The sequence below is a fragment of the Rhizobium sp. BK313 genome, assembly GCF_014193655.1.
Lineage (GTDB): Bacteria > Pseudomonadota > Alphaproteobacteria > Rhizobiales > Rhizobiaceae > Rhizobium.
On record NZ_JACHZQ010000002.1, the window covers coordinates 1 to 14,599 of the forward strand.

The 14,599-nt window shown below is 58.6% G+C and carries 11 protein-coding genes and 2 pseudogenes; 3 read left to right on the top strand and 10 right to left on the bottom strand.

What is annotated here, in order from left to right:
• Positions 1-24: 24 nt before the first annotated feature.
• The 4 genes from FHT86_RS12440 to FHT86_RS12455 all read right to left on the bottom strand — a co-directional run bounded on the left by FHT86_RS12440 (position 25) and on the right by FHT86_RS12455 (position 3,934).
• Entirely contained in the window at positions 25-654 is a 630-nt protein-coding gene (locus FHT86_RS12440) for an HlyD family efflux transporter periplasmic adaptor subunit (RefSeq protein ID WP_133707142.1), read from the bottom strand.
• Positions 655-666: 12 nt separating this feature from the next.
• Positions 667-1,563, bottom strand: coding sequence for a fructose bisphosphate aldolase (locus FHT86_RS12445; protein ID WP_133707143.1), 897 nt, complete (start codon positions 1,561-1,563; stop codon positions 667-669).
• Positions 1,564-2,121: 558 nt separating this feature from the next.
• The gene (locus FHT86_RS12450) at positions 2,122-3,351 is read right to left on the bottom strand and encodes a type II toxin-antitoxin system HipA family toxin (protein WP_133707144.1); all 1,230 of its coding nucleotides are present in this window, start codon (positions 3,349-3,351) and stop codon (positions 2,122-2,124) included.
• Positions 3,344-3,934, bottom strand: a complete 591-nt coding sequence (locus FHT86_RS12455) for a helix-turn-helix domain-containing protein (RefSeq protein ID WP_133707145.1) — start codon at positions 3,932-3,934, stop codon at positions 3,344-3,346. The genes FHT86_RS12450 and FHT86_RS12455 overlap by 8 nt, the downstream gene beginning before the upstream one ends.
• A 253-nt stretch (positions 3,935-4,187) precedes the next feature.
• On the opposite strand from FHT86_RS12455, the pseudogene FHT86_RS12460 reads away from it, so the two are divergent.
• A pseudogene (locus FHT86_RS12460) lies at positions 4,188-4,433 on the top strand (DDE-type integrase/transposase/recombinase); the annotation flags it as partial.
• A 241-nt stretch (positions 4,434-4,674) separates the two neighbouring features.
• On the opposite strand, the gene FHT86_RS12465 reads toward FHT86_RS12460, so the two are convergent.
• From FHT86_RS12465 to FHT86_RS12490, 6 genes are all read right to left on the bottom strand, one after another.
• Entirely contained in the window at positions 4,675-5,727 is a 1,053-nt protein-coding gene (locus FHT86_RS12465; RefSeq protein WP_312862305.1) for an asparaginase, read from the bottom strand.
• Positions 5,694-6,590, bottom strand: a complete 897-nt coding sequence (locus FHT86_RS12470; RefSeq protein WP_133707147.1) for a polysaccharide deacetylase family protein — start codon at positions 6,588-6,590, stop codon at positions 5,694-5,696. Before FHT86_RS12470 ends, FHT86_RS12465 begins: the two co-directional genes overlap by 34 nt.
• A gap of 275 nt (positions 6,591-6,865) precedes the next feature.
• Positions 6,866-8,077: an alpha/beta hydrolase family protein gene (locus FHT86_RS12475; RefSeq protein WP_133707148.1), complete on the bottom strand. Its 1,212-nt coding sequence runs from the start codon at positions 8,075-8,077 to the stop codon at positions 6,866-6,868.
• Positions 8,078-8,098: 21 nt separating this feature from the next.
• The gene (locus FHT86_RS12480; protein WP_133707149.1) at positions 8,099-10,678 is read right to left on the bottom strand and encodes an ATP-binding cassette domain-containing protein; all 2,580 of its coding nucleotides are present in this window, start codon (positions 10,676-10,678) and stop codon (positions 8,099-8,101) included.
• Positions 10,675-11,616 (bottom strand): branched-chain amino acid ABC transporter permease, encoded by a 942-nt coding sequence (locus tag FHT86_RS12485; protein WP_133707150.1) that lies wholly within the window; start codon positions 11,614-11,616, stop codon positions 10,675-10,677. The genes FHT86_RS12480 and FHT86_RS12485 overlap by 4 nt, the downstream gene beginning before the upstream one ends.
• A 64-nt stretch (positions 11,617-11,680) precedes the next feature.
• Positions 11,681-12,835, bottom strand: a complete 1,155-nt coding sequence (locus FHT86_RS12490) for a branched-chain amino acid ABC transporter substrate-binding protein (RefSeq protein WP_133707151.1) — start codon at positions 12,833-12,835, stop codon at positions 11,681-11,683.
• A gap of 216 nt (positions 12,836-13,051) precedes the next feature.
• On the opposite strand from FHT86_RS12490, the gene FHT86_RS12495 reads away from it, so the two are divergent.
• A complete protein-coding gene (locus FHT86_RS12495; RefSeq protein ID WP_133707152.1) occupies positions 13,052-13,645 on the top strand; it encodes a cupin domain-containing protein in 594 nt (197 codons plus the stop codon).
• 338 nt (positions 13,646-13,983) lie between these two features.
• Positions 13,984-14,496: pseudogene (locus FHT86_RS12500) on the top strand (IS5 family transposase); the annotation flags it as partial.
• Positions 14,497-14,599 lie beyond the last annotated feature (103 nt).

Below are 14,599 nucleotides of genomic sequence, written 5' to 3' on the forward strand. Positions count from 1 at the left end.
CGATGGCCTGCTTGATGAATAATCTCAATATACGGGCCGTATACGGGCCTTCAGAAGATTGAACACCTCGCCGTTCCTGAGCATTTCCACAGATCTATGCGGCCAGCACCAATGAGGCCGCCTTGAAGGGTATCGAACCGACTCCGGAACAGCGTCTGTCGCGACCGAGGTGACATGACCGTGGATCACGCCATAACGCGTGAACGGGAAGGCTTCGACCTTGATCACCGCTTCCTGTCCGGCCGCGACGAAGCCGATGTCGCTGTTAGGAAGGAAGGCCTCGATTTCGAGGGCGGTATCGGCCGGTACGATGCGCATCAGTTCCGAACCGGGATTGACGACCTGGCCGATGGTGGTGATGGCCGAGGCCGTGACGACACCGTCGATCGGACTTTCGATTGTCATCGCCTGGCGGCGCTTGCGGGCTTTGACCAGTTGCTTGTCCAGCTCGTCCGCCTGTTTTGCGGCATCGCCGAGTTTCTCGGCATTATCGGCGATGAAGGCGTGCAGGACCTTTTCTCCGTCGCCGGTCGCGACAACCAATGCGGCCTTCGCCTCGGAGAGCTGTCCGACCTCTTCGCCGACGCGCCCTGCGTTAGTATAAGGAAAGCTTCGCCTAGGCGGCAGCGACGACAGCTTCCGTCGCGATGCCAAGGTATTTCGTGCTCAGACCTTTGTGACGCTCGCGTCATGGATCTGATCGATGGTCGTGCCGAGGCTCGCGTCGAATTCTCCGTCGCTCATCGTGACGCGCAGATCCTCCGTCAAGGCGCGCGAGAAACTGGCGATCATGCCGTGGTTATGGCTGAGCTTCTCGCAGGCGTCGACGCGGCTGTAGCCGCCCGACAGGGCCACGACGCGGGTGACCGCCTTGTGGGCGATCAGGGGAGCGTAAAAATCGGCCACGGTCGGGATGGTGAGCTTCAGCATGACCTGCGTGCCCGACGGCAAGGCGTCGAGTTCCTTGGCGATCGCGTCGCGCAAGATGGCCTCCGCCTCTTGCTTGGTCGGGCTCTTGATCGAGACTTCCGGCTCGATGATCGGGATGAGCCCGTGGCCGAGGATCTGTCGACCGACTTCGAACTGCTGCTTCACGATGGCGGCGATGCCGGTCCTGGCCGCATTGGCGATCACCGAGCGCATCTTGGTGCCGAAGATGCCCTTTCTCACCGCGCGGGCGAGCAAGGCATCGAGATCGGGCATCGGCTTCATCAACTGCACACCATTCTCCTCGGCGGCCAGCCCCTTATCGACTTTGAGGAAAGGCACCACACCGCGATCCTCCCACAGATAGGAAGGGACCGGCTTGCCCTCGGCCTCGCCATCCATGGTCCTTTCGAACAGGATGGCAGCGATGACCTTGTCGCCGGAAAAACTAGGCGCCGTCATGATGCGCACACGCATCTCGTGCATCAGTCTGAACATCTCCTCGTCGCCGCTATAATCCGAACCCGCGATCCCGTAGAGACGCAAGGCGCCTGGAGTGGAACCACCGCTCTGATCGAGGGCGGCGATAAAGCCCTTCTTCTCGGCCATCTGCGACATCTGCTTAGCGTCGACCATGTCTCTCTCCTTGTGACATTCGTACTTGCGTAGACCGAAGCTGGCGCTAGAGCTTCACGAGCTCCCAGAAGGTGATTTCCTCTGGATGCGCCGATTTCGATCGACCTCTTATGGGCTCCCGAACGGGGCATGTCTTACCACCAGAGTGGAAGCGCGCTGTAAAGTGCGGCCTAAAGAAAATTCAACCGACTCCGAGAAGTCTAAACATTATTAAATCGATTTTAATTTTTTGAACCGATTTAAACGTGGACGAGAACTTGAGCTCGGATGCATGCTAACAAGGTGTTGTCGCACTTGCAGCCGACAGCGATATGGGGCGGTGCCCTCGACGCCGGTTATCGGACAGGACGGAACCTGTCTATGAAAGCCGATGTAAGCGAGCCAGAAACGAATGGAGTTCGCCATTTAAATGATCGAAGGCTCCGATCACCTTGTCGAGCACATGGTCCAATGCTCGCCGCGTCTGCCTTCACCGAAGACGCACGGAGCCGCGGCTGGATCTACTCTGGGCTGACAGGGCATCATCCTCCAGGTTGGCGGCCCACCTTGCCTGTCGGACTATTGCGTGAATTCGCGGTACAGCTCGATCGTCGGCAGGTGCGCATCGATCGTCCCGGCGACTTTCCTGGCCATGGGAAGGTTGTCTTTCTCGGCCTCCCACACCTCTCTGAAGTGCTCGACTGTCTCCCGCGCCGTGTCGATCACCAGCTTCTCTGAAAGCTCCGCCTTGGCGGCCAGATGCGCCAGCTCGTCCTTCGACAGTGCCGCCATTTTCTTGGTGCGGGAAAAGTTCAGCGCTGCCGTATCTTCACCTTCCATATAGGGAATCGTCGATAGAAAGTCATAGGCTGGCGATAGCGCAGGCGTGCGACGGTCGGGATAGACGAGCGACCAGTTCTTCAGGTGCATGTCGCCATTACCGATCAGTGTGCTGAAGACAAGGCGGCGGATGAACTCGGCTACGTCGGCCGTGCTCGTCTCGATCCCCAGTACACGACCAATCATCCGGTAATTGCCCTTGTCGTATTTATGGTCAGGAAACACCCCGAAGACCTGCGCGAAATCCTCGATATGCACCGGACCTTCCGGCCTGCGGTCAAAGCGTTTGATCGCCAGCGCTTGCCCGCGCAGCTCACCTACGCCCTGCGGCAGGCCGCTCACGGCGTCGAGATCGACCAGCTGGATCTCGGGCACGTCCATGCCCATCCTGCGGGCAATGGTCATCATCGAAAACTCGTTCTCGGGCACGCCGGTATATTGCTGTGACGGCAATTTCACGATCCATGAGCCACCGGTACCCTCGGCCGGAATGGTCAGACCGCCGCCCTTGTTGTCGTTCTTGAAGGCCGAAAACTTGAGCTGCACACCGGCCAGCGAAAAGCGCAGCGCATTTGGCCTTGCTTTGATTTCCCCCTGTTCGTCATCCGGACGTGCGTCGTCCCCTTCGGAGGGATGCACTGTCACAGCGCCAGGCAGGTCGCGGCCGAGCATCCAGAGTAGGAAGAACTCTCGCGTCGGTTTGACGCCGGCGCGCGCGGCGAGATATTTCCGTAGCGGTCCTTCCGGCAGCAGGTTCGAGAAGAAGGGCGGGACAACTATGTTGTACGGCCGGAACTTGGTGATCAAGCCACCGAAAGGGTCTTTCAATGAAAGGCTGAGCGTCGGCCGCTTTTCGTCTTCGATATAAGCATCGTTGAATACGAAGATGGTGCGCCCGTCCTGCAGATTTGTCAGGGTTGCTACCGGTTCGCCGTAGAGCCTGACATCAAGCACCGTGACCTTAGGCATTGTCGTCCTCCTCTTCCAGCGCATAAGCCGAGCGGGGAATCGCATCATCGCGGTCGCGATGCACTGCCGAGTTACGCAGCTGCCTCACGCTGTGCGCGAACTCGCTCAGTTCCTTACTGGAGGGAGGATCGGCCTGCCAGCGATCGAGACGTTCGGTCGCGTCTTTTAGCCTGTCCAACTCGTCGGCCGACAGGGGTAAATGCCGCAGGAGTGCGAGGCTATCCCTGAATGTGTCAGCTTCCGAGGCGATGGCGAACCCATCCCTGAATTGTGCGAACCACCGCTCAAGACGTCCAACCAGCTTGCGCTGCTCCAAGGTCAGCGTATCGCTCGTGGCCGATGCACTCTCGAGGATGTTACGGATCGCTGGCATCAGTTTTTTCGGGGCAAGGACGATCTCGAGGTCGAGCGCGCGCGCAACATCCACTAGGCTGGAAAGCCCCGGCTCCATAGTACCTCGTTCAATCTGGGAAATATGGCTTTGCGTCAGACCCGAGCGCGCGCTTAATTCACGCTGGCTCATTTTCATGGCCTCGCGCGCTGCGCGTATCCGCTGGGTGAGGTACTCGGTCTTGTATGCCATATCATTATCCTGTATCAGCCGCCATTTTTCATACAGAATAATATATAGAGAATTCCGCAAGCGTGCGCAATCATGATACATAGAAGCATATCATTGCGCTAAATTATGCATTATACTATATGAGGCTCCAGATTGGCCAGCGCCCCTGCATGGTCAGTCGAGATCGTGATGCCGTCCAGACGTTCCAGATTGATATACCTGCTTAGCGCATTCACGTAGGCGCTCGCTCGGCAACGGCACTGTAACGCTAACCAAGCATCGATCCCACAAAGGCCTGAATAACCGGGCAGAGAATTCCCATCAACCGACCCGGCGGCGAGAGAGGATCATGAAGGGCTTCAAGTCAGCCCGACATCTCCGACGTTTTGTGTCCATGCATGACCCGGTTGCTAATCTTTTTCACATTCCCCGCCAGGACATTCCTTCCGATCATCACTGCGAACTGAGAACCGCAGCAATGCAGATGTGGAATGAGATCGCACGCCTGCAGTTCGCATAAGTCAAAGTCGAAGGCGACACTTTCGATCGGAGCCCGTTAACTTTACGGTGCCCTTTGCTGTGTTCGGGTGAGGAATGGGTCACGATCGTGGACGTCGACGTTGTGACCTCTTCCTCCAGCATGCCGCGTAAGGAAGTGGCGAACTGATTGACAAGCTGAGCGCGAGGTCGCCGCTGCTCGAACTGCGATGAAGGCCTTGATCCCTGAAAAAGCCAAACCGGAGAAGGTCGCGCCGGCGCAGTCAGGTTCGTTGCGCGGAACTATGGAACCCGTATTTCAAAAATTGATCTACACTCCTTGCAGAGATCCCCGAAGCCAACAACATCGACAGCAAGAGCCTCGCCTTAAGTGCCGACAGATAACCCGCCGACCAAACGCCACGTGAGAGAAGATCCCGTTCCGAGCCCGAAAAGCCGTAAGTATCGCGCAACGTCGGGCCGTTTGGAACGCGGCTTGCCAGGACGATCGGCATTTCCATGACAGTCGCTTCGATCGAAGGGACCATGTTGGAGGGAACATGTCCGACACCCATGGCGGCAAGGACCACAGCCTGATATCCGAGCCGCGGCAATTCGCGAAGCAGGCGACCATCGTCTCCAAGTCCGACCGTCAGCAGCGCCACCTGGGGGCTGAAATCGATCGGCATCGGCATTGGTGGCAAGCGCTCGATTTTCGTCAGAATATGCGCCTTGCCTTCGATCACCAATCCTAGTGGCCCGAGCTGTCCGGATGTGAAGGCACTGGGCAGGGTCGTATGGGATTTTTGAACGTAGCGGGCGGCATGAATCTGGTCGTTGAGGACGACCAGGCAACCCAGACCCCGTGCGGCCTTCGCGCTGGCAACCGTGACGGCAGCCAGAATGTTGGCAGGACCATCGGCGCCGGCTGTATCGGCACCGCGCATTGCGCCCGTCACGATGACCGGCTTGTCACCATCGATCAGACAATCGAAAACCCAGGCGGTTTCCTCGATCGTGTCGGTGCCCTGAATTATGACGGCACCGTCACAATCACTCGCCAGTCGCATCGAAACCTGTCTTACGACATCGGCAAGAAGGGAGAGCGTCAGGGACGCGCCGGGTAGCCTGAACGGAGAAATCGTCTCGATGTCGGCATAATGATCGAGTTGCGGCACGGCCGCGACCAGATCTGCAGCATCGAGAGTGGGGGCAATGCCCCCTGCCCCTGTTTTCGTCATGGTGATCGTGCCGCCAAGCGAGACAATCAGGACTCTTGGGCGAGTCGATGGGCTCGTCTCGGTCATGCGGATGCTTTGGGTTGGGTCTTGTACCAATCGAGGATCTCCGCTCCTGTCCACATCACGACGCCTTCGTGGCCGAGGATATAGTCGTAAAGTGCTTCGAGATACTTGATCCGGTGGGGAACCCCGGTCAGGTAGGGATGGATGGAAATCGCCATGACACGCGGGGCCTTCGCACCCTCAAGATAGAGGCGGTCGAACTGATCCTTGCCACGGCGCAAGATCTCGTCTGAAGGCTGCTGCTGAACGGCACTCATGACTACGTCGTTGATTTCGACGGTGTAAGGCACCGAGACGATCGGGCGACTGCGCGTTTTCAGTTCCACTGGCTGATCATCGAGCACCCAGTCGGCGACATATTCGATACCGGCTTCGGCCAGAAGGTCGAGCGTTTCGTCGGTTTCGGTCAGACCCGGGCTCTCCCAGCCGCGCGGGGCATGCCCGGTGAAGTCGGAAATTGCCGCGATGGTATCCCTGATCGCCGCTTTCTGATCGTCGACCTTGTGCATGGGACGCTGAATAAAGCCGTGACCCATAAAATCCCAGCCGGCATCGCGCGCAGCGGCGCAGGCCTGGGGATAGACCTTGCAGGCCGATCCGTTCACCGCGAAGGTCGCCTTGAGGTTGCGCGACGATAACGCTTCAAGAAACCGCCAGAAGCCGACCCGCATGCCATATTCGTGCCAGGACCAATTGGGGATGTCAGGAAGAAGAGGCTGACCCATTGGTGGCGGCAGGACAGCGCGGGGCATTGCGCCGGCGGGGCTCCAGTTTTCGACATTTACAATCGTCCAGACGGCAACCCGGGCATCGCCGGGGAGCTTCAATCCTGGACGCTCGTGAATTGGTTGATAGGCAAGCCGATCTCGCAGGGAATATCCAAGTTCGGATGTCATTCTTTTCTCCTTCAAGGTGATGACGACTCGTAGATATACGAGCCAACCACAGGTGGAATGCGATCGGCGAGCGGGCGCCATCAGGAATGCCAGGCATCAAGGGTAGTCCGATGCGGGAGGAAATATTGTGCGCCGCACGGGCGGCGCACGTTCCAATGGACGACTTGACGATCATTCAGACGTGCATCATGGCGCTGGCCGATAGCGTAACGTTCTGCCTATCAATGATCGTCTCGTATGCAATCCGATCGCCTGGCTTGATCTATGCGGCTATCCTAAAGTCGCGCGACGCGGTGGATGAGCTTTTGAGCGACGGGCTTTCCGTCGAGGCGATCACGCAGCCAGTCTGCCGACAATTCATAGGCTTCGACCGCCACGCCTCCCATCGGATGGAATTCGTTCTCATAGATGCGCATCTCATGAGGAGCCTTGGCATTGGCGAGAATGGCCTCGACCTGGTCCGGCGTGCAGAGCTCATCAAATTCGCCCTGAACGATCAGGATCGGGCAGGTGATTTCGCCGATGTCCTGCCGAAGATCATGGAGAGGAGCCTTGCTGTCAAAGGCCTCTTCGGAATCTTCGCCTGCCATGTACATGTAGTTGCTCTTGAAATTGGGCTGCGCATACTCGAATTCAGTGACAAAATGCGGCTCCCATTGCGCCGCGAGACCGCCGGCCGCCTTGATACGGTTCTTGTGCCGCGCTTCCCAGATCGCAGCCCGGGGCGACCAGTACGAGCCGGTGCTGACGCCGAAAGTCGCAATGCGGCTGGCGTCGATTTCCGGCCGTGTCTCGAGGTAATCGATCGCGGCACTCACTGCGCGTTCGTAGTTCCAGGTATCGACCCGTACCTTCAGCATTCGCAGCAGGCTCTCGCCCTGACCCGGCCCATCCAAAGCCAGCACGGCCATACCGCGCTTGATGAATATGTTGTCTTCCGGGTTCGGCACTTGCTCCTTGTGCATGTCGGTGCCGGGAATGAAGATCACACAGGGAAACGGGCCTTCGCCCTTCGGCAGATGAAGGACGCCCGGAAAGGTCGTTGCCTCGTAGGCCGGCTCATCGACGAACGGAATCTCCACCTTCTCCATGGGATAATCCGCATATTTTATTACCTTGGCGAAGGCGTTCTGGCATTTGTCATGAAGCGCCTTCTTCAGCGGGCTGTAGTCCTCCTGCACCGTGTACTGGGCAAAACCGTAGGCGAGCGAAGCGTAATAATAGTGCCTGCGTGCAGTCACGGTGTAGCCGTCCGACTCTGCGGATTTCGCCAGGTTCGCACGATAATCTCCGACCTTGCGGTAGGTCTCGCGCATGCTCACGACACCCTTGGTGTGGGCCGAGATATAATCGAGATCGGCGTTGTTGAAGCCGACAATAGGGCTCGCCATGAATGTCATGAAGCCGGGCATCAATGCGTTGACGCCGAGCGTTCCGATAAAACGGTCGAGAATCCAATCCTGTCCGGAACGGGCGATCTTGGGCATGTAACCTCCTTTGAGTAATTGTTATGCGCCTAGGTAGGCAGCCTTGACTTCGGGATTGTCGAGCAGTGACCGGCCGCTGCCGGAAAGACGGATGCGGCCGCTCTCGATTACGTAGGCACGGTGAGCGATCTCGAGCGCCATCTCGGCATTCTGTTCGACCAGGAGCACGCTCACGCCTATGCGATTGATGTCGGTGATGACGTCGAAGATCTTCTCGACGATCTGGGGCGCCAGACCCATGGATGGCTCGTCGAGCAGCAGCAGGGATGGCTTCGAGATCAACGCCCGGCCGATTGCCAGCATCTGCTGTTCGCCGCCGGAAAGCGTGCCGCTTTGCTGTGCTGCCCGCTGCCCCAGGATCGGGAATAGATCGAACACGCGCTCGATGTCGGCCTGGTCGACGATCGCTTTTGAATAGCCGCCCATCAGCAGGTTTTCACGGACCGTCATGTGCGGGAACACGCGCCTGCCTTCAGGCACGTGAGCCAATCCGAGCGATGCAATGCGGTGCGCCGGCAAGCTGGTGACAGGCGATCCGGCAAAGGTCACGACCCCGGATGCAGCGCGCTGGATGCCGGAGATTGCAAGGAGCGTCGACGACTTGCCTGCGCCATTGGCGCCAACGAGGGCGACGATCTCACCACGCGCGACAGACAGATCGACCCCGTGCACCGCCTCTATGGGCCCGTAGGATACCTTGACCTCCTTCAGTTCGAGGATCGTCGTTGCCTCTGTGGAAGGCTGCGCTGTGGCGGCCGCTTCAGCAGAGGACCCCCGCGCGGCGCGGCGACCCAGATAGGCCTCGATGACACGCGGGGCATTCCGCACCTCATCCGGCTTGCCGGACGCAATGACCGCGCCGCTTTCAAGCACCAGAACATGGTCTGAGATGCCCATGATGAGGTTGATGTCGTGCTCGACGATGACGACCGTCACCCCGGCTTCGCTGATGCGGCGGATCAACTGCGCCAAAGCCTTCCGCTCTGTGGGGTTCATGCCCGCGGCCGGTTCATCCAGCAGCAGAAGCTTGGGCGAGGAGGCGAGGGCCCGCGCGATCTCGACACGACGCTGGTCGCCATAGGACAGGCTCGAGGCCTGGGCATGGGCGAGGTGACCGATCTCGCAGAAGGCAAGTGCCGCCTGGGCAATGGCCAGGGCATGCGTCTCCATTCTGCGCGCGACCGGTAAGCCCAATGCGATCGATACGGGGTTGGCTCCGACATGCACATCCGCACCGACGAGGACGTTCTCGATCACCGAGACGGACGTGAACAGGCGGATCAGCTGGAAGGTGCGAGATATGCCGGCGGCGGCAATATCATGCGACTTAAGGCCGGCCATCGACTTACCGTCGAGCAAGACCTCCCCGCCATTGGGACGCACATTGCCGCTGATGAGATTGAACAGCGTACTCTTTCCCGCACCATTGGGGCCGATGATGGCAAATATGCCGCCAGCCGGTACCGCCAGATCGACGCCCTTTACCGCGGTCAGTCCACCGAAGCGCTTCACGACGCCCCGGCATTCCAGCAGAGGCCTGCTCTGCTGCTCCGTGCGGCCGGTATCGAGCTTGAGGTTGCTCGCGTCGGCAGGCGGCAGCTTCCGATATCGTCGCGGCCGCAAGGGGAATAGGCCTTCCGGGCGCAAGATCATCATGACGACGAGGATGCCGCCGAAGATCAGAAACCGTGCGGTGTCAAACGCGCGGAAGATCTCGGGCAGAAAAACCACGAGCGCCGCGCCCACCATGGCGCCCTTCATGTTGCCCATACCGCCGAGAACGACAGACGCCAAAACCATGATCGCCGCAAGCAGGACGAAATTCGATGGGATGATGTAGCCCACATAAGAGCTATACACTGCGCCTGCAAAACCGGCCGTCGAAGCCCCCGTTGCAAACGCGATCAGCTTCATGCGGAAGGTTGGAACACCAAGAATCTCGGCCGCATCCTCGTCCTGCTTGGTGGCATACCAGGCGCGGCCGACACGCGACCGCCACAGATTGGCGATCAGGAAATACAGGACGCCGATGAAGAGCCAGATCAACGCAACGTAGTGGCGCGGATCCAGCCCGAAATCGAACCCGAACAGTACAGGATGGGCGATATCGGTGATGCCGCTCGGCCCGCCGGTGACACTGTCCCACGAGTTGGCGATAATGCGGACGATTTCGCCGAAACCGAGCGTGACGATGGCAAGGTAGTCACCGCGTATGCGCAGGGTAACCAGTCCAAGAAAGACGCCACTGACAACCGCAGCCAGGATTGCGATGGGGATCGCTTGCCAGAAGCCGAGAGCAAAAGGATGGAAGGGTGCCGCGCCGGTCACTATGGCGGTCGTGTAGGCGCCAACCGCCCAAAAGCCCGCATAGCCGAGATCCAGCAGGCCGGCGAACCCGACCACGATATTGAGGCCCATCGCCAGGAGCATGTAGATGCCTGCCATGACGATGATGGCACTGAGATAGGGCGATCCGATACCGAACGGCTGCAGACCCAGGATCCCGAGCCCGATCACGATGACGATCGGCGTCGCCTCGCTGATCATTCCGCCAATGGTTTGCGAATTCGACAGTTTCGCTGATGTGTGGGAGCTATTCATGTGCGGCGTGCGACCCGTGCGCCCAGAATGCCATTCGGCCTGAAGATCAACACCAGCAGCAGTGCGCCGAAACCAACGACATCCTTGAGCTGCGCCGGCAGGCAGATAGCGCCAACATTTTCCATGATCCCAAGCAGCAGCCCGCCGAGGACCGCGCCCGGCAAGTTGCCGATGCCGCCCAGAATTGCCGCGGTGAGACCTTTAAGACCAGGGATGAAACCCAGGACATAAGACGTCTTGCTGAAGTAGAGCCCATAAAGGACGCCGCCCAGCCCGGCCGCTATACCGCCGACCAGGAACGCGGTCAGGATGGCCCTCGAGATGTTGACGCCCATCAATTCGGCTGCGACCGGATCCTGGGCCAATGCCCGGATGCCCCGGCCCGATTTGGTTTTGGAGACAAACCAGTTCAGCACGAGCATCATGACCAGGGTGCAGACCATGATCAGCGCCATCTTGAAGGTAACGCGGCCGCTACCGACGGTGAACAGCGTGCCCAAAGGCAGAAGGCTCGGATAGGAGATATTTGCGCGGCCGAAGGCCAGGGCGAAGATTTCCTGCAGTGCAATGCTGCAACCCATGCCGGAGATCATGGTGGCATGGCGGGGAGCCCGGAAGCGGCGCAGAGGCCTGTAGGCCACAATCTCGAGGAGCATCGCGGCCCCCCCGGACGCAGCCATGGCTGCGATCGACCCAAGGATGACAACCAGCGTGACCGTGGCCCAGCCGGCATTGAGGTCGACCCCAATTGCCGAAAACAATCCAAGGGCCGCGAAAGCGCCGACCATAAATACTTCGCCGTGCGCGAAGTTGATAAGGTTCAAAATGCCGTAGACTATGCTCAAGCCAAGGGCGACGAGGGCGTAGATCGAGCCGATCGCGAGGCCGTTGAACAGCGCCGCAAGAAATTGTTGTTCAAGATTGGCAAAGCAGCTCATTGTCATTCCCCTCGATGCGGGATGAAAGGGCTGCGCGGTTCGCGCGCAACCCGCTGGAAAAGCTTCACTTGGCTAGGTCGGTGCTAACGCCCAGCCATGCTATCTTGCCATCCTTAATGCGGTAGATATTGATGCTTGGGGCACCCTCAGGCTCACCGTTGGGCTGAAATTTGTAAGCCCGGGCGATACCTTGATATGATTTGGTCCGAAAGAATTCGACCATACCCTTGCGATCTCGCACGCCTGCTTTGATGGCGGAAATAATCATGTTCGCCGCGTCGTAGCCTTCGGCGCTGTAAGCCTGAGCGGGAACATTGAAGCGCTTTTGGTAGGCTGCGTAGAAATCGGCCATAGGTCCCTGAGTTGGCCCGCCGTAATCGGCGACAGGAGCTGCTTGCGACGTAAAATACGTTCCGTTCGACGCTGGTCCCGCAAGTTTAATGTAGTCGTTCGAAAGCGTCCCGTCGGGAGCGAAGAAAGCGCCGTCAAACCCGGCTTCGACCAGCTGTCTGTTGAACACCGTTTCTGTGTTGACACTGGCGCCAAGGAAAACACCTGTCGCGCCGGCCGAAAGAATCTTCGTCACCGTGCTTGAGAAGTCGTCGGCATTGGGATCGATCGCCTCCTCGACGACAACTTCGCCGCCGTTTTTGCGCACTTGAGCCTTGACGGCTTGGGCAAGCCCGTGACCGTATTGGGTGCCATCATCAATAACGCCTATCTTCGTCATTTTAAGCGCTTTGCCGAGATAGTCGGCGACAGCGGCAGCCTGGATATCGTCGTTGGGAACCACCCGGAACATGGTCCAGCCTTTGGTCGAAAGGTCGGCTGCTGTTCCCATGCTCAGCATGACGACGTCTGCCTGCGTGTACAGGGGGCCGACCGCGTTGGTCGTGCTGCCGAAAATCGGACCGACCACCCCGATCACCGACTGATCCTGGATCACCTTCCGGGCAATGGTCGGCGCCTGTGCCGCATCGACCTGATCGTCGGCAGGAAAATACTCAAGATCGATCCCCTGCTTGGCAAGCTCACCCTTCTGTTCCTCGATCGCCAATTCAACGGCATTGCCGATCGGGATGCCGAAGAAGGCAATGCCTCCGGTCAAGGCACCTTCGTAGGCAATCTTGATTACCTGATTTTCAGCATGACTTTGCCCGGCAGCAGCGATGCTGATGCCCAATGTCATTGCCGCCATTGCGGTTTGAAGCTTCATCATGTCACGTTCCCTCTTGATTGGACTTGCTATCGTTTGAATGAGATGCGATTTTATTCAAGTCACTTGAACTGTATGACGCAGACTTTCTCTGTGTCAAGTATCTTTCATGAGGTGTAGAATTCTTGCACTATTGAAAGGTGTGTTCATGTTGGTATCGCTACTTGATCCATGCGACACAGTCTTTCATAAGCGCACAAAACTGCCCGAGGAAACATTATGCCCAGACCGAGAAAAGCCGCGCACATAACTGAAACCGACGACAAGTCCCCTATCCAGGTCGGCGCGAAGTTAAAGCACACACGATTATTGCTGGGCATGACGCTCAAGCAGGTGGCGGAAGCGTCGCAATGCTCAGAGAGCCTTCTCTCGAAAATTGAAAACGGCCACGCATATCCATCGCTTCAGACGCTTTATCGGATCGCCGTCAGCCTCGGCACGAATGTGGCGGCCCTGCTTGCCTCGGGAGGTGATCCATCTGCTGTTGTTTTTTACCCCGAAGAGCGCCTTGCGACATGGATCGATGTCGACGGCATCCGCCTTGAACGGCTTTTTCCATACAAAGATGGTAACCTCCTCGAAAGCACCATCCATATGGTGGCGCCAGGAGCGGGGATCGAACCGATTTCGCACCAAGGCGAGGAACTGGGCTATGTGCTCGAAGGAGAGATAGCGCTGACCGTCGATGGCAAAACTTACCAAGTCCCAGCGGGGGCGTCGTTTCATTTTCGCTCCGAGCAGGCGCACAGTTTTCGCAACACGACGCAGCACCCCGCCAAAATCCTATGGGTGAGTACGCCGCCGACATTCTAACTGCGACCCGCCCTGAACGGGAAAAGACCAAATTCGGCAGTATACCCTGCGCATTAGACCGCCCACCTTCGCTGCTTTTTATTGGGCGAAGTCCGAACTTGTCACCGCGCCGATGAGCGGTGTTGGTCGGGCGCGCAGCCCCTTCTGCGCGGCGTCATACAGCGGGACGAGATTTTTGGCAGAAGGCAGAAATGATACCTCATGCTCTTGATGAGATTCGAACCGGCGACCTGGTTTCGGCGCATCGAGGAATCAATGAGCATTGGTGCAGGGATCGAATTTCAACGATTACCGCCTATGGGTCTGCGATCGCTACCAGCGTGATTGATCCGCACACCATGCCGCATAAGCATAACGCCGCCCGCGGTCATCGCGTCTGCAAGATGAAATTCAAGGTGACGAACTGGCGGGAGTATGACGCGGGTCTTCGCCGTCGCGGCAGTCTGACGCTGTCGCTGACACCGGAAGCGCTTGCCGGATGGGCTGCGCCAAGACGCACGACACGCGGCGGCCAGCCGCGCTATTCGGATCTCGCCATCGAGACCACCTTGACGCTCGGAATGGTGTTTGGGTTACCGCTCCGCCAGGGTGAAGGATTGCTGGGCTCGGTGCTTAAGCTGATGGGACTGGAGCTTCCCGTGCCCGACCATACGACCCTCAGCCGGCGGGCAAGAACCTGGAGGCCACCTGCCAAAGGCAATGACCGTCAGCCAATCGCGGATGGCCCCCTTCACGTTCTGGTCGATAGCACCGGGCTGAAGATCTACGGCGCGGGCCAAGGGTTGGAAGAAAAGCATGGCGCGAAGTCCCGCCGTGGCTGGCGCAAACTGCATCTGGCGCTTGATGCCGACTGTCGCCAGCATGGTTTTGTCGCAAACTTCGCTGGATTTGCAACCTGTATGGTCGTGCCATAGATTTGGGCTGAAGACGAGCAGGCACGTTGAGTTTCCCGAT